Origin of the sequence: Palleronia marisminoris (assembly GCF_900172315.1) — a bacterium.
In the GTDB taxonomy this organism is placed as follows: domain Bacteria; phylum Pseudomonadota; class Alphaproteobacteria; order Rhodobacterales; family Rhodobacteraceae; genus Palleronia; species Palleronia marisminoris.
Genome location: NZ_FWFV01000018.1, coordinates 1 through 22,013 on the forward strand (window position 1 = coordinate 1; position 22,013 = coordinate 22,013).

The following is a 22,013-nucleotide window of genomic DNA, read 5'->3' on the forward strand; positions in this document are numbered from 1 at the left end:
AAGGACGTGAAGGCGTTCGAGCTCGACCTAAAGTCGGAGGAGGTCTCCGACGACGACTTCCATCGCTACGCCGGCTGATCCATGAAAATCAGCACTCGGCATGTGCGGGACGTGGCGGGGGAGGAGGCTTCCTCCCCCGCCTACCTCACCTTCCACCTTGGCGAGCAGACGCTCGGAATAGATGTCCGCGATGTGCGGGAGCTACTGGTCCCGAGGAAGATCACCCCGCTGCCCGATGCGCCCATTGGCATCATGCTCGGGTGGCACTAGCGGCGCGCCCCGGCGGTCAGGACCTGCCAACTGAATGCCCTCTAGAATCTCGTTCCGATCATAGCCCCATCCGCGAGATGCCACGAACGATCGTCGTCGAACGGCAATTGCCATATCGGCCGGACGCTGATCTGGAACTTCCTTACATGTTGTCGCTCGCATGCTCCCGCCCGAAGGAGACTGCCGTGCACGAACCCGACCAAAGTGAACGGATAGCCACGGGCCATCGTCTTGGCGCCACCCTCACCAGGGAAAGTCGCTGCCGGAGCGCGTTGCTAGTCCCATTCCGCACCCGATCGTTGCCAGAACACTGTAAGCCAGATCGAACAGGAGACCGCGATTCCGTAGCTCGTGTTCGACACGGACCAGCCGTCGGGTGAAAGTTGCGGTCGCGGATTGCAGCCCGACCAGAAGCGCGAAGGCCGTAATCGATCCGACAAGAACAACTTTCCAAACCACAGTCGTAGCTGTTCGGCCGAGGAAGCGGGTGACGTTGCTCAGAACCGGGTGTCCTCCCACCCCCAACCGTTGTTCTTCAGCAGGCCCAGCAGCCGCTCGCGCCTTTGGGACAACCCCTCGATGTCTTCGGAGTACCGGCCCGACGGCAGTGTCGGAATGCCCAGACTGGCCACGGCGGCGAGATCGGGGGCGGGCGGCGCTTCTGGTGACGAATGAATGTTGGCAGGAGGCGCCGTATCGAGAAAGCTCTCGATCGAGGACCGGGCGGAGCGGATCACCGCCCGACTGGGCCGGTGCTCGGACAGGACGCCGAACCGGATGAGCGTGAGCGCGTCGTCGAAGAGTGCCGCTGCGACGGCGGGCGACATCTCGGGACGCGCCGGGTGGTAGTATTGCAGGACCGGATAGGCGCGATATTGCTGCGAGATCTGCTCCAGCTGCGAGGCGAGCGCACTTAGCGGAAGGTCCAAGTCATGCAAATCGTGACCGTTCCAGCCGCTTTCGACGATCTCCGCCGCGTTCCGGCCCAGGCCGCTCACTTGGCTCGCGAAGGCTCTCTTCTGGACGACGGCCGAAATGATCGAAAGGATATACGTGATCGCGAGCGTCGCGAGCAGCAGGCCCGTCATGTTCGTCAGAACTGCCATCAACTGCCAGACGGCTCCGTTCGGGACGTAATCTCCCAGGCCCGATGTGAAGAGCAGGTAGCCGACGAAATAGACGCGCCCGGGCCAGTTCGCCTGTGTGTTGGTGGCGCTGTGAATTACCGACAATGGGTCGCCGCTGAAGATCAGGGTCCAGCCCAGCCACAGCATGGCCACCCAGATGAAGACGATCAGCGACAGGACGAACGGTCCTACGAGGCTCAGGACCCGGTGGCGATGTCTCGCCACGGCAAGAGCGCCCCGCCAGGTCCACTTCGCGATGCGCAAGGAAAGCGGTCCGGCACTGCCGTCAACCCAGAGTGTCGTTGACAGAGCGTCCAGGAACGCGCCGACGACCAGCATGCCGCCAAGCAAAACGAAGAGGGCGCTCACTCAGACTCTCCGACAGTCCGCGCGGAGCGGTCAAACCGGTCAGGCATGTACCGCCCTCTTCTGGACATTCGGAAATCCAGCATTAAGCCCTCCATCGCCGCTACCGCAGCGCACCGGTCGGCGCCGGGCACGGTTGACCGTCCTTTCGCAGCGGTCATGCCGGCGCCCGACGCCTCAGGCAATTCACACTTTCGACGACTTGGGATCCGTCGTGGTGGTGCCGGAGGAGGTGTCCGAACCACCAGCACCCGACCCGCTTCCGGTCGAACCGGTGGATGTCGTCGTTCCCGTCGAGCTCGGGGGCGTGCTTGCCGGAGCCACTGCCGGCGCAGTTACCGTGGAGTCTCCGGTACGGCGCGTGCTGCTCGGCCCGCTGGACGTCCCGGTCGTGCTCGACGAAGTTCCACCCGGGGTGGTCGACGTGCTGGTCGTCGGTGACGTTGCGCCCCCGACGGCTCCCGTTCCGGCCGAGGTGGGCGATGGCGTCCGCGACGGCGCCGCCCATGGGTCGGGTCGCGCATCCCGTCCCGTGGGGCCGCGCGCGGTGGTGTCGTCGAAATCGCCAGCCTCGAGGCGACGGCGGGTCTCGGCGTCGTCGCGCCGGTCATCTCTGCCGTAGCGATCCTCTCGGGCGGCCTCGCGAGCCACGTTCGAGGGTCCGAACATGATCCAGGCCATGCCGACCGCGACGAGACCCACGGCGAGCGGTTTTTCCTTGATGACGCTGCCGAGCGTCTGGCCATATGCACTGCGGTGGTCGCGCAGGTACTTGCCAGCGTAGGTCCATGCCCCTTCGAGGGTCATGCGGTCAAGCGCCTCGTCGATCGTATGGCGAAGTTCATCGCGCTGGTGCTCGAGATCGCGCTCGATCTCGCGAGAAGATTTATCGGCCATGTGTCGCCTCCTTCGTTGTGCGGACGTCGCGCTTCACGTTCTTCGTCGTGCGGGTTGGGGAGAGGCTTGCCGACTGGAGCGAACTCTTTCCCGTCAGCGCCAGGATGATGCCGATGATCAGAAAGCCGACGCCGACGATCAACGCCGCCCAGCCGGCGCCGATGCCGAGCTCGGCGACACCATCGACCAGCGAAGCCGCAAGGACGTTCAGGGCCACGAGGAAGATGACGATGGACGCGCCGACCATCCCGATCGCGACCACGGCCTTCTTGAGGTTCTCCTGAACCTCGGTGCGCGCCAGGTCCAACTCGCCGCGGAACAATCCCACGATCTGCGAGAAGATATCGTTGAGCAGCCCATAGGTGCTGGTACCGGTCAATCGCCTTCGTTTTGATTCACCCGCCATCTCAAATCCTCCAATCATGGCAATTCACGGCAAACGGTCGGAAATCTCGCAGGTTCCACCGCATGATCCCGCTGCTTCGGGATCCTCATGGCGTCCGTCCGATCGTGTCGGCTTTTGCAGCGCCTCGTTCGCCCTTCGGACGGGGTTCTCCGGTGGTCGTGTCCTCTCCGGTCTGGTGCTCCATCTCGGAGTTGAGCTCGGCGCCCAGCAGCACGATGAAGGACGACAGCCATAGCCAGGTAAGAAGGATGATCACGCCGCCGAGGGCGCCGTAGGACTCGTTGTAGCTGCCGAAGTTGCGGACATAGATCGAGAAGGCGATCGAGCCGATCAGCCAGATGATCGTCGCCACGACCGCACCGATGCTGACCCATCGCCATTGAGGGTCCTCGCGCGAGGGGCCGTAGCGATAGACGACCGCCAGGCCGAACATGGTCAGGATCGCCAGGACCGGCCAGCGCCCGTAGGTGACGGCGGCCTGCACCCCCTGCGACAGACCCATCGAGCCGAGCAGCGCCGGCGCCACAAGGGTCGCGGCGAACGCGATCAGCACGCCGACGATCAGGAACAGCGTCAAGGTAAGCGCGGTGACGTTCAAGGCGACGAAACCTCGGTCTTCGTCCTCGTCATAGGCGATGTTCATCCCCTCGATGAGGGACTTCATGCCTTTGGAGGCGCTATAGAGGGAAACCAGGATGCCGCCGACCGCTGCCAGCCCGACCCCTGCCCCGGCGTTCGAGGCGACCTTCTGGGCCTGCCCCTCGATGATCTCCGCCGCGTTCTGCGGCAGGACACCCGCCACGGAGGCCAACTGCTGCTCGATCGCCGCTGGATCCAAGACGAGCGCCGCGATCGAGATCAGCGCCGCGATCGCCGGAAAGACCGCGAGCAGGCCGAAGAAGGCCACGCCAGCCGACACCACCGAAACGTGGTCAACGGTCATTTCATCCTTCACGCGCAGAAGAATGTCGCGCCATCCGGGCTTCGGGATCTCCGTCGGCCGGCTTGCTTGGCGGCCTCGGTTCGATGTGTCTGCCATTGCGGCCCCCCTGCTTCGTCTGTGCGACAAACCCCGAACGGACGGGGGAAGTTGCATGAGAGGATGCGCGCGATGTCGGTCCCGGAGCGGGGCCAGAGGCGAGCTTTCAGGTTCGATGGAGGTCGACGTCTGGAATGATCCTGCTCTGCACGACCCCCGCACGGGCGGACGGTCGGAACCGCATCGCCGAACGGTTCCACGCCACATCCTGTTGCGAGGGTCCTCGTTTCCGGTCATCCCGGAGATCATCATGCTGTTTCCTGATGATCGCCGCAGAGGTGCTGGCGCCCTATCGCTTCACGAAGAAATCGTAGGCGACCAAAATCAGGGTCACGGCGACGATGGTTATCAGGTCGATGCGGGGAACCCAGACAATGAGAACCCCCAAGAACGCCGCCAGGACCAGGAAAGCGAAGACTGGCAGCGCCAGGGAACCGAACCGGCCTTCCGGAGCGCGCCCCTCGGGGGCGTTCGTCGCATCTGCTTCGCGTTGCGTCATGTTCATCCTGAATCTCCCTCGCCAGCCCAGCGTTCCAGCCACGCGGCTGTCCGCAGCAGCCGCGCATCGTCGCCCCGTCGCCCCATCAGCTGCACGCCCATCGGCAGCGGACCGGACGGCCCGTCCGCCTGCAGGAGTGGGAGCGATATTGCCGGCGACCCCGTGAAGGACGCCAGTGCGTTGAAAACCGAGTCTCCTGTCGATCCGAGCCCCTCCGGCGCCACCCCCGGCGCAGCAGGCATGAGGATGGCATCGCAGCGCGCGAGGATCGTCTCGAGCCCCGCGCGGTATATGCCCACCCAGTCGAGCGCCGCCAGGTAGTCGCGGGCCGTCACCTGATTGCCGCGGTCCAGCGCAGACCGCATTTCCGGGGACAAGACATCGCCTCCGCGACTTTCGTAAGCGTAGAGCCATTTGGCCATCTCGGCCAGGTTTACGACCTCGCGATGCGCGGGCGCGTTGGCGAAGCTTTCGGGAAGGTCGGCATCGAAGCATTGTTCGCCCAGAGCCGCTGCCAGTTCCTCCAGCCCCGCGCGCATGTCGAGGCTCGCCTCGTCCCACCACGGCGGGCGCACCAGCGCAAACGTCGGCGGCACAGGTGGCGCCGATTGCGCTGCATCGAGCAGGCGTGGCGCGGCAAGCGGGGGGCAGTCGCTGGCCGGATCGTGGCCCGCGAGCATGTCGGCCAACAAGGCCGCGCCCGCGACGTCGCGCGCGAATGTTCCCACCGTGTCGAGGCTGGGGGATTGCACCAGCGCGCCGCGCGTGGGGATCAGACCGAACGATGGCTTGAACCCGACGACGCCGACATACGAGGCGGGCCGCAGGACCGAGCCGCCGGTCTGCGTACCCACCGCCAACGGGACCATGCCTGCGGCGACCGCCGCGGCCGATCCGGCCGAGGACCCGCCCGGAGTGCGGCTGGTATCGTGGGGATTGCGCGTCCGGGTCGGATGCAGGAAGGCCAGCTCCGTCGTCTCGGTCTTGCCTGCCAGCAGTGCGCCCGATGCGCGCAGGAAGCCGACGGAGAGTGCGTCGCGGTCGGGTCGTCGGCCGGCGTCCAGAGATGTCCCGTTGGCGGTGGGCATGTCGGCCGTGTCGAAGATATCCTTGAGGCCGACGGGGACGCCGTGCAGCGGCCCGACGGGTCGGCCGGTCCCTCGATGCCGGTCCAGCATCTGCGCATGACGCATCGCGTGATCGGCATCGAACCAGGCCCAGGCACCTATTTCGGGCTCCCGATCGGCAATGCGCGCGGCGAGGGCCCGGGCGACCTCGACCGCGCGGATCGCTCCGGTGGCCAGCCTGTCGCGCAGCTCGACCGCCGGCAGGTCCAGCAGTTCCGGCCGCGGTGGCCCCTTGGCGCCCGGCGCGTCGGGAATGGTGATCGCCTTGGATGCCATGGGAGTTGCCTCAGTTGCCATAGAAGTAGTTCGGAAGCGCGTAGATGAGCGACGGGAAGTTGTAGACGAGAACCATCGCCACGAGCACCATCCCGAGGAACGGCATGACCCCCTTGAAGATCTCGACCAGGCGCACCTCGGGCGGGGCGATCCCCTTCAGGTAGTAGGCGCTCATCGCCATGGGCGGGGTCAGGAACGACGTCTGCAGGTTCAGCGCCACGAGGATGCCGAAGAACAGCGGATCGACCTCGAATATGGCGAGGAGCGGCAGGAAGATCGGAACGAAGATGATGATGATCTCGGACCACTCCAGCGGCCAGCCTAGCAGGAAGATGATGATCTGCGCCAGGATCAGGAATTGCAGCGGCGTCAGGTCGAGGCCGGTCACGAATTCCGAGATCAGGTGCTCGCCGCCGAGGTACGAGAAGACCGACGAGAAGATGTAGGAACCGACGAACAGCCAGCACACCATCGCCGTCGTGCGCACGGTCAGGTAGACGCTCTCGCGCAGGCGCTGGAAGGTCAACGCGCGATAGGCGACTGCAAGGACCAGCCCGCCCAGCGCACCGATCGACGCCGCCTCGGTCGGGGTGGCAAGGCCCCCCAGGATCGAGCCCAGCACCGCAAGGATCAGCAGGGCCAGCGGCAGGAACGACGTGATCAGCAGCCACACGAGCTCACCCGTCGGCATGTCCGGGATCTCGTCCTTCGTCGGCTTCGGCGCGACGGAGGGTTGCAGGATCGAGCGCACCACGATGTAGACGACATAAAGCCCGGCCAGCAGAAACCCTGGCAGCAGCGCGCCGGCATAGAGCCGGACGATGGAGACGCCGGATGCCGCGGCATAGACGATCAGCATGATCGAGGGCGGGATCAGGATGCCCAGGGTGCCCCCCGCACAGATGATCCCGCTCGCGAAGGACTGGTCGTATCGCGCGCGGAGCATCGCGGGCAGCGCCAGAAGACCCATCAGCGTGACCACCGCGCCGACGATGCCCGTCGCCGTCGCGAAAAGCGCACAGGTGACCAGAGCCGCCACGCCCATAGAACCCGGCACGTTCTTCGTCGCGATGTTGAGCGTGGAAAAGAGCCGGTCGACGATATTGGCCCGTTCGACCACGTAGCCCATGAACAGGAACAGCGGGACCGCCGTCAGGACCTCGTTCGCCATGACCGTGTAGGTCTGGTTGATGAACAGGTCGAAGACGTTGTTGTTCAGGTAGCCGTCGAAGGTCGCCTTGAGCCGCTCCAGCCCGCCGGCTTCCTCCGCCAGACGGTTGAGGCCGCGGAACATCCGGCCCTCGTCGTAATAGGCGTAGTAGCCAAAGCCGATGCCCATGGCCATCAGGGTGAAGGCGATGGGGAAGCCCGCGAAGACGAGCACGATGAAGAGCCCCAGCATGAGCAGGGCAATCTGTGGGTCGGTCACGCCTGTGCGCCTCCGGCGAAAATGGGTTCCTGCCTCAAGACACGCCGCCTGATCGGGTCTCGGCCTTGGCCGCCTCGGCCATCAGAAGATCCTCGGTCTCTTTCACGTCGTCCGGCGGCGCGGGCCACACTCCGGTGCGCAGGCACAGGATGCAGCGGCACACCTCGGCGATCCCCTGGATCAGCAGCAGCAGGCCGGCGGCGACGATGACCGCCTTGAACTGGAAGATCGGGATACCGGCGGGCGAATTCACCGAAACCTCGGCATAGCCGAAGGAACGGGACGCGTATTTGTAGCCCGCGAAGACCAGCGCTAGCACGCCGGGGAAAAAGAACAGGAAGTAGAGCACGAGGTCGACCCCCGCCTGGACCCTCGGCGGCCAGAGCCGATAGAGGAAGTCGCCGCGCACATGCCCACCGCGCGAGAGCGTATAAGCACCGCCCATCATGAAAAGCGTGCCGTACATGATGAACGACACGTCGAGAGACCACGGCGTCGGTGCATTGAACGCGTAGCGTACGAGCACCTCGTAGGCGGTGCCGAACGTCATCAGGATGATCAGCCAGGCAAAGGCCTTGCCGAACCACGCGCTCAGGCTGTCCGCGAAACGGACATAGGTCAGCATGGAGAAGCTCCCATATTAGGTCCCACGGGGGCCGGCTTCGGCGCCAGCCCCCGTGAGCAATCCGTCAGGCCGGAAGCTTGCCCGGGAAGAAGTAGTTGTACGCCAGCTTGTAATCGGGCGAGTTGAGCAGCTCGTAATAGGCGACCCGCTCGACCCACGCGCGCTGGCTGTCGAGGATCTTCTTCATGAATGGATCCTCCTCCAGCACGGTGATCAGCTCCTTCCAGGCATCGAGCTGCGCCAGCTGGATCTCCTCCGGGGTGTTGCGGACCGTCACGCCATCGTTGTTCTGCAGCTCTTGCAGGTCGGTGGAATACTGGTCCAGCGCCAAGGCCGTGTTGGCCGTCGAGGCGGACTCGACCGCGTAGAGCACGATCGAACGCAGGTCGTCGTCCAGATCCTCGAGGAAGGACCGGTTGAACAGGAACTCGAACGCCTCGGACGCCTGGTGGTAGGAGCCGAGATAGTAGTAGTCCGCCACGTCCTGCGCACCGAACCGGCGGTCCGAGGTCGGGTTGTTGAACTCGAAGGCGTCGATGACGCCGCGCTCCATCGCCGGGACAATCTCGCCGCCGGGAAGCTGGGACACGGACATGCCCATCGACTGCATCAGGTCCGCGGCCAGTCCGACGGTGCGGTACTTGAGGCCCTGGATGTCGGCCACGCCCTCCACCGGCTCCTTGAACCAGCCGAGGGGCTGCGCGGGCATCGGGAAGCCGAGCATCCCCACCACGTCGAGGCCCATGACCTCCTGGGTCAGCTCGTTGTAGAGCTCGCGACCACCGCCCTGATAGAACCAGGACAGCATGGTGGTGGGATTGCCGCCGAAGACGGGACCGGTCCCGAACAGCGACGCGGCCTTGTTCTTCCCGTACCAGTACGCCGAAACGGAATGAGCGGCGTCGAGCACACCGTCATTCACCGCGTCCAGAACCTGGAACGGGGCGACGACCGCGCCGGCAGGCAGCAGGTCGACCTTCAGGCGTCCACCCGACATCTCTTCGACGCGCGTGGCGTACTGCCCCGCCATCTCCTGCCAGACGTCAGATGCCGGCCAGGAGGTCTGCATCTTGATGGTCAAGGGCGCCTGCGCGAGCACGGCGGGCGCTGCGAACGCACCGGCCGCCGCGGCCGTTCCGCCTAGCGCGCCCCGGCGCAGGAATGAACGGCGCGAGACACCTTGTGTGTCCTCGCGGATGGATTGGGTGCGGTCCGGTGCATTGGTCATGTGAAATCTCCTCCCTGATCTTTCACTGGCGGGCTGCCGTTTCAGCACGATATGCGGGGGCATCAATTCGGGCAAGAAATTCGTCGTCCAACTTCAACGACTTTCGCACCGGGAGCGCTGACGGCTGCCGCGGCCTCCGAAGCCGGACCGAGTACCGGCGTGTGAACGACCAAGAGCGGATGTCATAGATCCGTCCGTTCAGGCCAGGATGTCGATCGGAGAGCCATACCCGTGCGCAGTGCGAAAACGGGCGGCAGCACGCGGAAAAAGTGTCCCTTCCCTCCGTCCAGTTCACCGACACGAGGGTCGGAAAGGGCGCGCAACAGGTGCAGAGAAAGGCGCGATCGAAGAGCCCGAGTTCGGCGATGTCGGCGACGACATGGCGACGGCGGTTTCTGGGACGTCTGAGCTCGACCTCGCGGCGCGTTGAGAAAGGGCCGGCCTCTGCCGGCCCTTTTGCTTCGAGTATTCCCGCACCCGGAATGCGATCCCTTCGCGTCAGGATAGTGGCGGCAGCATACGCATGGTCAGAACGGATCATCCCATACAAGCACAGTAGCGCTTGGACGTGGCTGCTTTCATGGAACGGGTTGTGCCCGGCCGGCTCAACCGGATCCCTGTGCAACGTCTTTGTGGGTTGAATCAACGCCTCGAACGGCGGCCCACGTCACGCCATCAAGCACATCGAGAGCGACCAGCATGGGCAGCCATGGAGTCGGCCCGTCGTCACTCGTGCGAATTCCTATCCACGCTAGACACATTCCAGTACTACCGTGGGCGAGCAGGGACTGTTCATCAAATGGATCACGGTGAGCGACATGTCGGATGACGGCCTCCTGATCGGAGCCGCGGTCGGAAGCGGGATTGCGGCGCAGACCGCCGAGATCGGTGGCGCGGATCTTCTTCTGGCGGTCAACGCGGGGCGCATGCGCAACATGGGCGCCCCGTCGATCGCGAGCATGCTGCCCTGTCATTCCGCAACCGCCATGACGGACGCGTTCGCCGCACGCGAAATCCTGCCCCGTGTGTCCATCCCGGTGCTTCTGGGCGTCAACTGCTGGGACGCCGAGGCTGACCCGGGTTCGGTCGTGGAACGGATCTCGGAACAGGGCTTCGCGGGCGCGGTGAATTTCCCCAATGCGGCGCTCATGCCCCGCGCGATGCGTCAGCTCCTGGACCGTGCTGGGCGTGGCGCGCGGTGCGAGATCGACATGCTGGCCCGGGTTCAGGCGGCCGGGCATGTGGCGCTGTTCTATTGCGGGACCAAGGACCATGCGCGCGCAGCGGCCGAGGCCGGGATCGACATGATCCTGCTGAACTTCGGGTGGAACGCGGGCGGCTCGATCGGTCATGCCCGTCGCGCTTCGATCGAGGAGGTCGGACTGGTCGCCCGGGACTATGCCGCGCTGATCAGGCGCATCCACCCGCGCGCCCGTATCCTGCTGGAGGGCGGTCCGGTGGTGTCGGCAGATGATCTCGGGCGCGTCGCGAGCATCGCCTCGCTCGATGGATATGTCGGAGGGTCCACCCTCGATCGGATGCCGTACGAGGAATCGGTCACCAATCGGATCGCGAGTTACCGGTTGGCCGGTTCGCGCCAGATCCGCCTGACGCGACAGCAGGAGAAGATATTGCGTTGGGGCGCCGGGCACGGATTGATCGGGCGGTCAAATCCGATGATCGCGTGCCTCGAGCATCTCGAGGCGCTGTCGGGAACGGCACGCTCGGTCGCCGTTGCGCTAGAGAAAGGCACGCCGCTGGGGCCGGTGCTGTCGGCGCTCGACCGTACCGGCCGCGATGCCCCACAGATCGACGCTGCCGGGGAACCCGCAGCGCATGTCTCGCGCCGCCTCTTCGGTCGGGACGACGCGGGAGGGCATGAAGGGGGGCTTCTGACCTGCGGAGAGACGGTGGTTCTGCGTGACGTCCATCGCTCGCTGCCGTCGCTCCAGCGTCGGCTGGCGCGGAGTTTGTCGAACGGAGCGCTTGTCACGTCTCGACGCCGCCGCCGGATGCGGGTGACCGCGCGGATCCTCTTCGTCTTCGAGCGTGCCGCGGACGAGCCTGCCATTCCGGCCGATCTGCACCCGGAACTGGGTGCGCATCTGTCAGGGTGGGTGGTGCGAATTCCACCGCTACGCCAGCGGATCGAGGATCTGCCTGCCCTGATGGCCGCTATCGCCGCGAAGGCGGGGTTGGCAGACGATGCCCTGCCCCCGCTGAGCGCAGGGTCGATGCAACGCCTGCGTCGGCACGCCTGGCCGGGAAATGAGGCCGAGCTCGAGCGCGTGATAGGCCGGCTGGCGGCACGCAGCAGCCATCACGACGTGAGCGTGACCGATATCGACGGGCTTCTGGATGCTGGCGAGGTGGCCGGAACCGGCTTCGAAAGATCGTCGGAACTCGAGAAACGCCAGATCGTCGAGGCGCTCTGGCGCAACGATTTCCACCGGGGCCGAACCGCGGAGGCCCTGCATATCTCGCGCAAGACGCTCTACAACAAGATGGCGCGGTTGGGGCTCAGCGACTGATCTCCACGGGTGGAAGAAGGCTCGCTGCGAGGCCATGCTCGGCTTCGTCCGACGCCCGCAGGCCGATCAGTGGCACGCCTTCCGCCTGGGCCGCGATCGCGCGTTCCAGGGCGATGCGCCGGTCCAGGCTGACCGCTCCGTCCCTGAATTCAGGCACGGGCGGCACGACGAGGATCGCGGCAGGTCGCGTCGACAGCGCCACGGCCACGTCTCTTTCCGCTGAAACGGTGGCGATGGTCGAAAGCCCCGCTGCACGCAGTTCGGACAGCACGCGCAGCTCTCGCGCGTGGTCGAGGTCCACCTCTGCGAGGTAGCGCCTGAACTCCTGTTCGTGCTGCCCGACGCTCGGAAAGTTGCAGGCCCAGTCGCTGCCGCGGGCGATCTGCCGCGACAGTCGCGCCGGCACGAGATTGGGATCGGCGAGAAACACGCCCATGCCCGACGGCCGCACGTCCCCGAGCTCCGCCGCGAGGTCCTGCGCTCCATCCGCGTTCGGCAACAGCAGTGCGACGATCGGGGGCAGGTTCGTGGCTGAAAGGCCGACGCGCGCGGTGATGAGTCCGTCCGGCCAATCCTGCGCATTTCCCGCAGCGCGGCGAATGGACCATTTGGAGAAACTACGCATGTTGCCTCAGGCTTACCCAGACTTACCCAAGTTTGCCTCCCCGTCCCGTTGAGCGCCAGCCATTCGGTGTGGAACAGTCGCTCTACCGCCGGTGCGACTTACGAATGTCGTATCGCGGCGAGGGAGGAGAAACCGGGCCAACTGCCCGACCCGCGGGACCCGACTGGCGGCGAAAAGCTCGCGCCGCCGGCCGGAACGGGTCTGCCCGGAGCGACTGAGGGAGGACATCAAAGTGCGTCTCGACCGGATCAGACCATTGCGCCAGCGATGATGGAATCGTTCGCCGAAATCAACTGGCGGCTCTTCGCCATCGTCACGCTGAACGGGCTGACGCTCGCATCGCTCTATTTCATCGTGGCGAGCGGCTTCTCCCTGATTTTCGGGCTGATGCGCGTGGTGAACATGGCCCACGGCTCGCTCTACCTGCTCGGCGCCTATGTCGGGTTCGAGGTCACAGAGGCGACGGAAAGCTGGCTGCTGGGGATCCTCGCCGCGGGTGTCGTCGTCGCGGCTGCGGGCGCGGCGCTTCAGGTGTCGATCCTGTCGTGGATGCAGGGACAGGACCTGCGCCAGGCACTCGCGACCATCGGTGTGTCCATCGTGGCCGCGGATCTGATGCTCGCCCATTGGGGCGGTTCCGCCTACCAGATCACGCTGCCCACCGCGATGTCGTCCTTCGTGCCCGTCCCCGTCGCCGGGCGCTACGCCATGGCGCGATTGATGCTCATCGGGTTCGCCCTGCTCATCGGTGTCGGGCTGTGGCTCATGCTGAACCGCACGCGCCTCGGGATGGTGATCCGCGCGGGCGTGGACGATCGGCGCATGCTCGAGGCGACGGGCGTGAACGTGCCGCTCGTCTTCGTGGGGGTCTTCGCCATCGGTGCCAGCCTTGCCGGCATGGCGGGGGTGATCGGCGGCACGGTGCTTTCGGTGTCTCCGGGCGAGGATGCGCGCTACCTGCTGTCCTCGCTGATCGTAGTGATCGTCGGCGGCATGGGCTCGATCCCCGGCGCCGCGATCGGCGCGCTGCTGGTCGCCATGGCCGAGACCTACGGGCTGGCCTACACGCCGACCTACGGCATCGTCTACACCTTCGCGATCATGGTCGCCGTGCTTGCCGTCCGTCCGCAGGGCCTGCTGGGGAGGTCCGCGTGATGCGCCTTATCATCCCGCTCGCCGTGGTCGCCCTGGTCCTGGTCTATCCGTTCGTCGTCAACAGCTTCTGGCTGGTGCAGATCGGCGGGCGGACCCTTGGCTTCGGCACCATCGTCCTCAGCCTCGTCTTCCTCACCGCCTATACCGGCATGCTGAGCCTCGCGCAGATGACCGTGGCGGGGATCGGCGGCTACGCCACGGCCTATTTCACAGCGCCCACCGGCGGAGTGGGCGTCCTGCTGCCCTGGCCGCTCGCACTCGTCCTCGCGCTGGGACTCGCCACGCTCGCGGGGCTTCTGATCGGCCTCGTCGCGGTACGGACGCGCGGGATCTACACGCTGATGATAACGCTCGCCGTCGCGATGGCGTTCTACTACCTGACGCTGCAGAATTACGACATCTTCAACGGCTTCACGGGCTTCAACAACGCCGATCCGCCCGTGGTCCTCGGCCTCGACCTGGGCGCGCCGCTGCCGTTCTTCTATCTCAGCGCCATCCTGGCCGCGCTTTGCTACGCAGGCGTGCGGCACGTCGTGCGGACGCCCTTCGGACTGGCCCTGCAGGCCCTGCGGGACGAACCGGACCGGGTCCGGGCGCTCGGCTACAACGTGCCGCTTCTTCGGGTGCTGGCCTTCGGGCTTGCCGGGTTCATCGCCGGGATCGGAGGCATCCTGAACCTCTGGCTCAACGCGTCGATCTCGCCCGGTTCTGTCGCGCTGAACCCGGTGATCGACGTGCTGATGGCCGGCGTCCTGGGCGGGATCGGCCACCCGGCGGGGGCCTATGTCGGCGCCTTCGTTTTCACGGTCGTCGACAACTTCGCCATCGATTTCATCGCCCGCGAGCGGTTCAACACCCTGATCGGCCTGATCTTCCTGGCCATCGTGCTGTTCTCGCCCGACGGGCTGACCGGACTTGTCCGCCGCGTTTCGACGCGGTGGGCCAGAGCGGGGCGCCGCGACAAGGGCGCGACCCGCAAGACGAAAGATATCGGAAAATGAGGAGGTATCCCGATATGACGATCCAACGCATGACACTTGGTGCGACCGCTGCCATCGTCGCGCTCATGGGCTCGACCGCGCTGGCCCAGGACGCCGAGACCATCACCATCGGCGGGCTCGCCACGCTGGAAGGGCCGTTCGCCGGACCGGGCGAAGACGGCCTGCGCGGCGTGGAGCTTGCCATCCACGAATTCGGCGGCGAGATCGCGGGCCACCCGATCGAGTTCATCAGCGCATCCTCGGACGGCAATCCCGACGTGGCGCTCGAATCCGCCCGTCGCCTCGTCGAACAGGACGGCGTCGACATCCTCGTCGGTCCGCTCTCGGGGTCCGAAGGCATCCGCATCGCGCAATATGCCAAGGAACAGCCCGGCACGACCTTCCTGAACGGCGGCTCGGCGGCCATCGAGACGACGCTCGTCGACCCGGCCGAAAACTTCTTCCGCTTCAACACGGAAGGCGCACAGTGGACCGCTCCCTTGGGCAAATACGTCGCCGAGGAGCGCGGCTGGGACAACATCATCATCGTGTCCGAGGACTATTCGTTCCCCTACGCGCAGATCTTCGGCTTCATGGCCACCTATTGCGAGGCCGGCGGCACGGTCGAAGAGAAGTACTTCACGCCCGTTGGCAACAACGACTACTCGTCGGTGATCGCGCAGCTGCCGATCGAGGCGGGCGAGGTCGATGGCATGTATGTCGTGCTTGGCGGGTCGGACGCGGTGAACTTCCTGTCGCAATACGCGCAGATGGGCGGCCAGCTTCCCATCGTCGGCGGCACCAACGTGACCGACCAGACGGTGCTGACCACGCAAGGTCCCGCGCGCGAGCTTCTGCCCGGCATCCTGTCGTCGGGGCCGGTGTCGGACAACGCGGACCTCGAGGCGTGGCAGGAATTCGTCACGCTCTACCAGGACTACTATGGCGACGAGGGTCTGCCGTCGCCGTCGCTCTTCGCGTCGAACTACTACACCAACACCAAGGCCGCACTTCTGGCCCTGCAGGAGGTCGAAGGCGACCTGTCGGGCGACCACGAAGCGTTCAACGAGGCGCTGAGCAACCTCGAGTTCACCAGCCCCACCGGCACGGTGAGCCTGAACGAGAACCGGCAGGCGACCGCCGCGATCTACATCAACGAGGTGGTCCAGCAGGATGACGGCTCGCTGGCGCTCGAACCGCTCGAGCGGATCGAGGACGTCGACCAGTATCTGGGGCTCGAGCGCGAGGCATACATGGATCTGGGCCTGCCCTCCCGCGAAAACCCGTCCTGCCCGTCGTGATGCAGGCGGTTGCCGATAAACAGGCGGAGGCCCTCGTCGTCGAGGGCCTCACGCGCCGGTTCGGCGCGCTGGTCGCCGTGGACGACGTGAACCTGCGCGTCGCAACTGGCGAGAAGCGTGCCGTGCTGGGCGCGAACGGCGCTGGCAAGACGACGCTGTTCAACATGATTGCCGGCGACCTGCCCCCCAGCGAGGGGCGCATCCTGCTGGCGGGCGAGGACATCACCGCGCTCTCGCCGCAGAAGCGCGTGCTGAAGGGCGTGCGGCGGACCTATCAGAAGTCGCTCGTCTTCGGCGGGCTGAGCGTCCGCGACAATCTCTATGTCGCGGTCCGCGGCGCGACCGGTCCCAGGCTGACAATCTGGAAGCGCGCCGAAGCGCAGCCCGACCGGGCCGAGACCGACGCGTTGGCCGAGCGGGTGGGCCTGACCGACCGGCTGGACGTGATGGCGAGCGACCTCAGCCACGGGGAGCAGCGGCAGCTCGAGTTGGGGATGGCGCTGGCCCATCCGCCGAAACTTCTGCTTCTGGACGAACCCGCGGCCGGCCTTTCGAGCCGCGAGCGGGAGTCGCTGGTCGAGATGCTGGCGAACCTGCCGCGCGACCTGACGCTTATCCTGATCGAGCATGACCTCGATATCGCGCTGAAGGCGGTGGACTACGTCAGCGTCATGCATAACGGCCGCCTGCTGGCGGAAGGCACCCCGGCCGAGATTTCGGCGAACCAGGAAATTCAGGACATCTACATGGGCCGCCATGGCAAATGATCCCCTTCTCAAGGTCGAGGACCTGCACGTCTATTACGGCGCCAGCCACGTCCTGCACGGGGTGACGCTGGAAGCAGGGACCGAGCCGCTGTCGATCGTGGGTCGCAACGGCATGGGCAAGTCGACGCTCTGCCAGGCGATCATGGGCCTTGTTCCGTCTGCGCGCGGCACGGTTCATCTGGGCGGTGAGCGCATCAGCGGCCGCCGCGCCTACAAGGTTGCGCGCGCCGGGGTCGGCTATGTTCCCCAGGGCCGCCGCGTGTTCCCGTCGCTTACCGTGGACGAACACCTGCGGCTGGTCGGCAAGCCGGACGGCGAGTGGACGGTCGAGCGCATCTACGAGACCTTCCCCCGCCTTGCCGAGCGGCGGAAGAATGGCGGCGGCGCGCTGTCGGGCGGCGAGCAGCAGATGCTGGCCATCTCGCGCGCCCTGCTGCTGAACCCCCGCCTTCTGGTGATGGACGAGCCGACCGAGGGGCTGGCCCCGGTGATCGTCGATCACGTGGTCGAGGTCCTGCGCGAGATCGGGCGCTCGGGCGTGGGGCTTTTGCTGGTCGAGCAGAACCTGACCGTCGCGACCGAGGTCTCGGAGCGGATCATGGTGATGATGAACGGCGGGATCGCGCTCGAGACGAACGCCGACGCGCTGCTGAACGACCGCGCGCTGCGCAACCGATACCTCGGCGTCAGCGCCGAAGCCTGAGGGGGAGTCATGGAAAAGCGCATCTACATCGCCGGGACATGCGACACGAAACTGGCCGAGCTCGACTACGTCCGAAAGCGCATCGCGGCCACGGGAGCAAAGGTCGCGCTGGTCGACCTGTCGACGTCGGATACCCCGGTCAGCGGCACCGACATACCCGCCCGCGAGGTCGCGGCGCATCACCCCGACGGCGCCGACGCGGTCTTCACCGGCGACCGGGGCAGCGCAGTGGCGGCGATGGCCGTGGCCTTCGAGCGGTTCACGTTGGCCCGCGACGACCTGGCCGGGCTGATCGGGCTCGGCGGATCGGGCGGGACCGCCCTGATCACGCCGGCCATGCGCGCGCTGGACGTGGGCGTGCCCAAGATCATGGTATCGACGGTCGCGTCGGGAAACGTCGCTCCCTATGTCGGGCCGTCCGACGTGACGATGATGTATTCTGTCACGGATGTCGCCGGCCTCAACCGCATTTCGCGCCGGGTGCTGGCGAACGCCGCCGGTGCCATAGCAGGCATGGCGCAGGTCGACCTCCCCCAAGTCGAAACGCGCCCGGCCGTGGCGCTGAGCATGTTCGGCGTGACGACGCCATGCGTGACCCAAGTGGTCGAGCGGCTCGAGAACGCCTACGACTGCCTCGTCTTCCACGCCACCGGTACCGGCGGGCAGTCGATGGAGAAGCTCGTCGATTCGGGCCTCGTCGAAGGCGTGATCGACACGACCACGACCGAGATCTGCGACCTGCTGTTCGGAGGCGTGTTCGCCGCGACAAAGGACAGATTGGGTGCGATCGCACGGACGCAGGTGCCATACGTGGGATCGGTCGGTGCGCTCGACATGGTGAATTTCGGCGCCCCCGACACCGTTCCCGAACGGTTCGCGGGACGGCTCTTCTACGAGCACAACCCGCAGGTCACCCTCATGCGCACCACGCCCGAGGAAAACGCCGAGATGGGCCGCTGGCTCGGGCAGAAGCTGAATGCCTGCGAGGGGCCGGTGCGGTTCTTGCTGCCCGAGGGCGGCGTCTCGGCCCTCGACGCGCCGGGCGCGGCGTTCCATGACGACGAGGCGCGATCCGCGCTCTTCGACGCGCTGGAGGCGACGGTCGATCAGACCGACACGCGCCGCCTGATCCGCGTTCCACATCACATCAACGATCCCGCATTCGCCGACGCCCTCGTCGCGGCCTTCCGGGACATCAGCACAGGAGGACAGTGATGCCCCGAATCCCCCGCGAGGACATCCTCGCCAAGTTCCGCAACATGATCGCCGAGGGCCGCCCAATCGTCGGCGGCGGCGCCGGAACCGGCCTGTCCGCCAAGTGCGAGGAAGCCGGCGGGATCGACCTGATCGTGATCTACAATTCCGGCCGCTACCGCATGGCCGGGCGGGGTTCGCTTGCCGGGCTGTTGGCCTATGGCAACGCAAACGAGATCGTCATGGACATGGCCCGCGAGGTGCTGCCCGTGGTGCAGTCGACGCCGGTGATCGCGGGCGTGAACGGAACCGATCCGTTCTGCAACTTCGACTGGTTCCTCGACCAGGTGAAGGCGGTCGGCTTCTCCGGCATCCAGAATTTCCCGACCGTGGGCCTGATCGACGGCACCTTCCGCGCCAACCTCGAAGAGACCGGCATGGGCTACGGCCTCGAGGTGGACGTGGTCGCGCGTGCGAGGTCGAAGGACCTGCTGACGACCCCCTACGTGTTCCGGCCCTCGGATGCCGAGGACATGACCAAGGCCGGTGCCGACGTGATCGTCGCGCATATGGGCCTGACCACAGGCGGCGCCATCGGGGCCGAGACGGCGCTGACGCTCGAGGATTGCGTGGAAGAGATCAACGCCATCGCCGACGCCGCCCGGACCGTGCGCGACGACGCGATCGTCATCTGCCATGGCGGCCCCATCGCGATGCCCGAGGACGCGGCCTTCATCCTGGACAACTGCCCCGACTGCCGGGGCTTTTACGGGGCAAGCTCGATGGAGCGTCTGCCAACCGAAACCGCGCTGATCGCCCAGACCCGCGAGTTCAAGGCGCTCAAGCGCAGCAGTGCCAGCTAAAGGAGGACGACATGGCAAAGGTCTATATCAGCGACATCATCGAAGCGCCCATCGACACGGTCTGGGCGCTGGCCCGCGACTTCAACGGGCACGGCGAGTGGCACCCCAGGATTGCCGAAAGCACGATCGAGGACGGGATGCCGCCCGACCAGGTCGGCTGCGTCCGCAGCTTCACCCTTTCCGAGGGCGGCCACCTGCGCGAGCGCCTGCTGAGCTTCAGCGACCTCGACCACGCCTTCACCTACTCGATCATCGTCTCTCCCATGCCGATCGAAAACTACGTTGCCACCTTTCGCTGCACGCCGATCACCGAGCGACGCGCCACCTTCGTCGAATGGTGGGCCACGTTCGAGGTCGGTGCCGAGGACGAGGCGGAGATCCGTCAGGCCGTCGGACAAGAGACCTTCGCCGCAGGCATCCGTGCCTTGGCTGAACGCCTGGAACAAGCATGAGCCGACGGGCGGACGACCGAGGGTCGGCCTATCGAGGCCCTTCGCACTGGGATTGGCCCGCAACCATTTGAACCGGGCCACCAGGCAGACGGCGCACCGAGCCGCGTGCCTATGAGTTCACGGACGACCTCGAAGCAGTAGCGCTCGCCCATGAACTGGCCGCGCAGCGATGCGCCCGCAACACTGCAATCTGACTGTCGGCGCTCGCAGCGCTCCGCCCGATGACGTCGGTGGCACTCTCGGCTCAGCGGAGTTCGCAGAGTACGTCAGGCTTCCTGCGGCCAGTTCGCCTGAGTGAATACCCCGCCATCAACCCACAAGGTTTGGCCAGTGACGAACTTCGAATCCTCGCCAGCGAAGAAGAGAACCGGTCCGACGATATCCTCGGCCGTTCCGACGCGGCGCAACGGTGTGATGCGTGACCAGGCGCCGTCGTAATCCGGGGATTCCGCCCTCGTGCGGTCGTTGATGATCGCTCCGGGCGCCACGCAATTCACGCGGATGCCGTGCGGTCCAAGCTCAACCGCAGCGACCTTCGTAAACTGCTCGATCCCGCCCTTCGAGGCGGTGTAATCGACCAGTTTCGGAAACGCGACCTTGTTGCAGCCGGAACCGATGTTGATGATCGAACCCGGTTTGCGATCGGCCACCATCCTGCGCCCGGCTTCCCTGGTGTTGAGAAAGGTACCCGTCAGGTTCGTGCGGATAACCCGCTCCCAATCGGGTCCAGATAGTTCGAGGAGCGGTGCCCAGGTTTGCACGCCGGCATTGTTCACAAGGACGTCCGGAGCCTGGCCGAACCAGTCGAGGACCCTGTCGAAGAAGGTGATCACATCATCTTCGACACCAGCGTCGCACTCGATCGCGATTGCGCGCGCGCCGATGCGTTCGATCTCGTCGACGAGGCTGCTGGCCATCTCTGGCGTCGAATGCCACGAGAACGCGACAGCGTATCCTGCCTTGGCGAACCCGAGGCACAGGACGCGCCCGATGCCGGTGTTTCCACCGGTGACGACTGCAAGCTTTTTCATGGGGGATTGTTTATCCAAGTTGATCCGGGACAGGGGGGCGGGTGCAAAAGCTTGCAGCTATTGAACTGTTGCGATCCATGACGTGCCAAGGCTTCAGAAGGATGGATGCGTCTAGGAGGAATGAAAAGGAGAGCGACGACCATATGTTCACGGCGATGTAGCACGAGGTACGCGGCATGTTCGGCAAACTGATGAGGACCCTCGGTGTCGGGGGAGCCACGATCGACACGGTGCTCGAGACCGACGAAGTCGTCGTCGGGGGCACCCTTCGGGGCGAGGTCCGGGTCAAGGGCGGCGCTTCCGACCAGGACATCCGCGGGGTCACGATCGAAATCGTCACGCGGTGCCTGGTCGAGACGCGCAGCGACAACAGGGTCCACGCCGAGATCATCCTCGCCTCCGGAACGATCGAGCTTGGCCGGGTGACGGCCGGAGAGGAGCTTGCGGCGCCGCTCGAGATCGACATCGACCCGGCCGCACCGATCAGCATCGGCACGACGACGAGCTTTGTGAGAACGCGCGTCAACGTTCCCGGCGCGGTCGATCCCACGGACAAGGACCCGGTCCGGCTGCTCCCCACCCCGGCAATGCTGGCCGTGATCAGTGGGCTGGAGCAGGCAGGCTTTGCCCTGACGGAAACCGAGGTCGAACATAACCCGCGGCGGGCCAACCCGTTCGTGCAGGAGTTCGACTTCCGCCCGCGGGGATTCAACGACTTCGGTATCGACGAGGTCGAGATCTCCTTCCAGCCCATCCGGGGCGGCGTCGAGGTCTTGCTGACGGTCGACAACCGCGGCGGCTTCTTCACGATGGGCCGCGAGCGGTCCGCTCGCTTCCAGATCAGGGACGCGGATCGGTCGGACATCGTCGCGCAGCTGCGCGCGGCCATCAGTTCGCTGCGATAGGCTCAGGTACACCCGAGTCATTCGCGAACGCCGGCATCGACGCGTCGTTCCAGGAACGAGCGGCCGCCGACCGCGTCTCGACGAAAGATCACCAAGGCGACGTCAGAATGGATCTGATCACACCGGGTGTTGTCGACTCGGGACACGACCTTGCGTGGTCGTGGCACTTCCGAGGGGCCAGACCAGCCCCACCTGATCCACCCTTCCCTGATAATCT

Annotated in this window: 22 protein-coding genes; 11 read left to right on the top strand and 11 right to left on the bottom strand. The window is 65.8% G+C overall.

The features are described 5' to 3' along the window. The first annotated feature begins 81 nt into the window (after nt 1-81). Nucleotides 82-270, top strand: a complete 189-nt coding sequence (locus PAM7066_RS17645) for a chemotaxis protein CheW (RefSeq protein WP_085855542.1) — start codon at nt 82-84, stop codon at nt 268-270. A 497-nt stretch (nt 271-767) separates the two neighbouring features. Here the strand turns inward: PAM7066_RS17645 and PAM7066_RS17650 are convergent, their stop codons facing one another. The 9 genes from PAM7066_RS17650 to PAM7066_RS17690 form a co-directional block, all read right to left on the bottom strand. Then, nucleotides 768-1,766: a potassium channel family protein gene (locus tag PAM7066_RS17650; protein ID WP_085855543.1), complete on the bottom strand. Its 999-nt coding sequence runs from the start codon at nt 1,764-1,766 to the stop codon at nt 768-770. 183 nt (nt 1,767-1,949) lie between these two features. Continuing rightward, nucleotides 1,950-2,660 (bottom strand): hypothetical protein, encoded by a 711-nt coding sequence (locus tag PAM7066_RS17655; RefSeq protein ID WP_085855544.1) that lies wholly within the window; start codon nt 2,658-2,660, stop codon nt 1,950-1,952. Beyond that, nucleotides 2,650-3,039 carry a phage holin family protein gene (locus PAM7066_RS17660; protein WP_245749758.1) on the bottom strand — a complete coding sequence of 130 codons (390 nt, stop codon included), beginning with the start codon at nt 3,037-3,039 and terminating at the stop codon, nt 2,650-2,652. Before PAM7066_RS17660 ends, PAM7066_RS17655 begins: the two co-directional genes overlap by 11 nt. A 112-nt stretch (nt 3,040-3,151) precedes the next feature. Further along, the gene (locus PAM7066_RS17665; RefSeq protein WP_370738102.1) at nt 3,152-4,162 is read right to left on the bottom strand and encodes a YihY/virulence factor BrkB family protein; all 1,011 of its coding nucleotides are present in this window, start codon (nt 4,160-4,162) and stop codon (nt 3,152-3,154) included. A 232-nt stretch (nt 4,163-4,394) separates the two neighbouring features. Next, a complete protein-coding gene (locus PAM7066_RS17670; RefSeq protein ID WP_085855547.1) occupies nt 4,395-4,610 on the bottom strand; it encodes a hypothetical protein in 216 nt (71 codons plus the stop codon). Beyond that, nucleotides 4,607-6,007 (bottom strand): amidase, encoded by a 1,401-nt coding sequence (locus PAM7066_RS17675; RefSeq protein ID WP_085855548.1) that lies wholly within the window; start codon nt 6,005-6,007, stop codon nt 4,607-4,609. The genes PAM7066_RS17670 and PAM7066_RS17675 overlap by 4 nt, the downstream gene beginning before the upstream one ends. A gap of 10 nt (nt 6,008-6,017) precedes the next feature. Further along, nucleotides 6,018-7,436 (bottom strand): TRAP transporter large permease, encoded by a 1,419-nt coding sequence (locus PAM7066_RS17680; RefSeq protein ID WP_085855549.1) that lies wholly within the window; start codon nt 7,434-7,436, stop codon nt 6,018-6,020. Between the two features lie 34 nt (nt 7,437-7,470). Further along, nucleotides 7,471-8,061, bottom strand: a complete 591-nt coding sequence (locus PAM7066_RS17685) for a TRAP transporter small permease subunit (protein WP_085855550.1) — start codon at nt 8,059-8,061, stop codon at nt 7,471-7,473. Nucleotides 8,062-8,125: 64 nt separating this feature from the next. Further along, on the bottom strand, nt 8,126-9,289 hold the full coding sequence (locus PAM7066_RS17690; RefSeq protein WP_085855551.1) for a TRAP transporter substrate-binding protein: 1,164 nt from the start codon (nt 9,287-9,289) through the stop codon (nt 8,126-8,128). Nucleotides 9,290-10,062: 773 nt separating this feature from the next. On the opposite strand from PAM7066_RS17690, the gene PAM7066_RS17695 reads away from it, so the two are divergent. Next, the gene (locus PAM7066_RS17695) at nt 10,063-11,820 is read left to right on the top strand and encodes a phosphoenolpyruvate hydrolase family protein (protein WP_085855552.1); all 1,758 of its coding nucleotides are present in this window, start codon (nt 10,063-10,065) and stop codon (nt 11,818-11,820) included. On the opposite strand, the gene PAM7066_RS17700 is transcribed toward PAM7066_RS17695, so the two are convergent. After that, nucleotides 11,810-12,445 carry a hypothetical protein gene (locus tag PAM7066_RS17700; RefSeq protein WP_085855553.1) on the bottom strand — a complete coding sequence of 212 codons (636 nt, stop codon included), beginning with the start codon at nt 12,443-12,445 and terminating at the stop codon, nt 11,810-11,812. The two genes, PAM7066_RS17695 and PAM7066_RS17700, sit on opposite strands and share 11 nt — an antisense overlap. 270 nt (nt 12,446-12,715) lie before the next feature. On the opposite strand from PAM7066_RS17700, the gene PAM7066_RS17705 reads away from it, so the two are divergent. From PAM7066_RS17705 to PAM7066_RS17740, 8 genes are read left to right on the top strand one after another with little or no spacing between them, the layout of a single operon-like run. Further along, entirely contained in the window at nt 12,716-13,600 is an 885-nt protein-coding gene (locus PAM7066_RS17705) for a branched-chain amino acid ABC transporter permease (RefSeq protein ID WP_217640004.1), read from the top strand. Then, entirely contained in the window at nt 13,600-14,601 is a 1,002-nt protein-coding gene (locus tag PAM7066_RS17710) for a branched-chain amino acid ABC transporter permease (RefSeq protein ID WP_085855555.1), read from the top strand. Before PAM7066_RS17705 ends, PAM7066_RS17710 begins: the two co-directional genes overlap by 1 nt. A 14-nt stretch (nt 14,602-14,615) precedes the next feature. Further along, nucleotides 14,616-15,881 carry an ABC transporter substrate-binding protein gene (locus tag PAM7066_RS17715; RefSeq protein WP_085855556.1) on the top strand — a complete coding sequence of 422 codons (1,266 nt, stop codon included), beginning with the start codon at nt 14,616-14,618 and terminating at the stop codon, nt 15,879-15,881. Then, nucleotides 15,881-16,648 (top strand): ABC transporter ATP-binding protein, encoded by a 768-nt coding sequence (locus PAM7066_RS17720; protein WP_085855557.1) that lies wholly within the window; start codon nt 15,881-15,883, stop codon nt 16,646-16,648. The genes PAM7066_RS17715 and PAM7066_RS17720 overlap by 1 nt, the downstream gene beginning before the upstream one ends. Next, nucleotides 16,638-17,351 carry an ABC transporter ATP-binding protein gene (locus PAM7066_RS17725; RefSeq protein ID WP_085855558.1) on the top strand — a complete coding sequence of 238 codons (714 nt, stop codon included), beginning with the start codon at nt 16,638-16,640 and terminating at the stop codon, nt 17,349-17,351. Before PAM7066_RS17720 ends, PAM7066_RS17725 begins: the two co-directional genes overlap by 11 nt. A gap of 9 nt (nt 17,352-17,360) precedes the next feature. Then, complete coding sequence (locus tag PAM7066_RS17730; RefSeq protein ID WP_085855559.1) at nt 17,361-18,566, top strand: Tm-1-like ATP-binding domain-containing protein; 1,206 nt, start codon at nt 17,361-17,363, stop codon at nt 18,564-18,566. Next, on the top strand, nt 18,566-19,408 hold the full coding sequence (locus PAM7066_RS17735; RefSeq protein ID WP_085855560.1) for a phosphoenolpyruvate hydrolase family protein: 843 nt from the start codon (nt 18,566-18,568) through the stop codon (nt 19,406-19,408). Before PAM7066_RS17730 ends, PAM7066_RS17735 begins: the two co-directional genes overlap by 1 nt. Nucleotides 19,409-19,419: 11 nt before the next feature. Then, nucleotides 19,420-19,860 (top strand): SRPBCC family protein, encoded by a 441-nt coding sequence (locus PAM7066_RS17740; RefSeq protein ID WP_085855561.1) that lies wholly within the window; start codon nt 19,420-19,422, stop codon nt 19,858-19,860. Nucleotides 19,861-20,126: 266 nt separating this feature from the next. On the opposite strand, the gene PAM7066_RS17745 is transcribed toward PAM7066_RS17740, so the two are convergent. Beyond that, nucleotides 20,127-20,909: an SDR family NAD(P)-dependent oxidoreductase gene (locus PAM7066_RS17745; RefSeq protein ID WP_245749760.1), complete on the bottom strand. Its 783-nt coding sequence runs from the start codon at nt 20,907-20,909 to the stop codon at nt 20,127-20,129. A gap of 173 nt (nt 20,910-21,082) precedes the next feature. On the opposite strand from PAM7066_RS17745, the gene PAM7066_RS17750 reads away from it, so the two are divergent. Next, the gene (locus PAM7066_RS17750) at nt 21,083-21,796 is read left to right on the top strand and encodes a sporulation protein (RefSeq protein WP_176237577.1); all 714 of its coding nucleotides are present in this window, start codon (nt 21,083-21,085) and stop codon (nt 21,794-21,796) included. Nucleotides 21,797-22,013 lie beyond the last annotated feature (217 nt).

Excerpts from the sequence above, each read along its gene's own strand:
- PAM7066_RS17685 (WP_085855550.1), bottom strand. The coding sequence starts at position 8,061 with ATGCTGACCTATGTCCGTTTCGCGGACAGCCTGAGCGCGTGGTTCGGC.
- PAM7066_RS17705 (WP_217640004.1), top strand. The coding sequence starts at position 12,716 with ATGGAATCGTTCGCCGAAATCAACTGGCGGCTCTTCGCCATCGTCACG.
- PAM7066_RS17740 (WP_085855561.1), top strand. The coding sequence starts at position 19,420 with ATGGCAAAGGTCTATATCAGCGACATCATCGAAGCGCCCATCGACACG.
- PAM7066_RS17655 (WP_085855544.1), bottom strand. The coding sequence starts at position 2,660 with ATGGCCGATAAATCTTCTCGCGAGATCGAGCGCGATCTCGAGCACCAG.
- PAM7066_RS17730 (WP_085855559.1), top strand. The coding sequence starts at position 17,361 with ATGGAAAAGCGCATCTACATCGCCGGGACATGCGACACGAAACTGGCC.
- PAM7066_RS17645 (WP_085855542.1), top strand. The coding sequence starts at position 82 with ATGAAAATCAGCACTCGGCATGTGCGGGACGTGGCGGGGGAGGAGGCT.
- PAM7066_RS17710 (WP_085855555.1), top strand. The coding sequence starts at position 13,600 with ATGCGCCTTATCATCCCGCTCGCCGTGGTCGCCCTGGTCCTGGTCTAT.
- PAM7066_RS17750 (WP_176237577.1), top strand. The coding sequence starts at position 21,083 with ATGAGGACCCTCGGTGTCGGGGGAGCCACGATCGACACGGTGCTCGAG.
- PAM7066_RS17675 (WP_085855548.1), bottom strand. The coding sequence starts at position 6,007 with ATGGCATCCAAGGCGATCACCATTCCCGACGCGCCGGGCGCCAAGGGG.
- PAM7066_RS17735 (WP_085855560.1), top strand. The coding sequence starts at position 18,566 with ATGCCCCGAATCCCCCGCGAGGACATCCTCGCCAAGTTCCGCAACATG.
- PAM7066_RS17720 (WP_085855557.1), top strand. The coding sequence starts at position 15,881 with ATGCAGGCGGTTGCCGATAAACAGGCGGAGGCCCTCGTCGTCGAGGGC.
- PAM7066_RS17715 (WP_085855556.1), top strand. The coding sequence starts at position 14,616 with ATGACGATCCAACGCATGACACTTGGTGCGACCGCTGCCATCGTCGCG.
- PAM7066_RS17690 (WP_085855551.1), bottom strand. The coding sequence starts at position 9,289 with ATGACCAATGCACCGGACCGCACCCAATCCATCCGCGAGGACACACAA.
- PAM7066_RS17725 (WP_085855558.1), top strand. The coding sequence starts at position 16,638 with ATGGCAAATGATCCCCTTCTCAAGGTCGAGGACCTGCACGTCTATTAC.
- PAM7066_RS17665 (WP_370738102.1), bottom strand. The coding sequence starts at position 4,162 with ATGCAACTTCCCCCGTCCGTTCGGGGTTTGTCGCACAGACGAAGCAGG.
- PAM7066_RS17670 (WP_085855547.1), bottom strand. The coding sequence starts at position 4,610 with ATGAACATGACGCAACGCGAAGCAGATGCGACGAACGCCCCCGAGGGG.
- PAM7066_RS17700 (WP_085855553.1), bottom strand. The coding sequence starts at position 12,445 with ATGCGTAGTTTCTCCAAATGGTCCATTCGCCGCGCTGCGGGAAATGCG.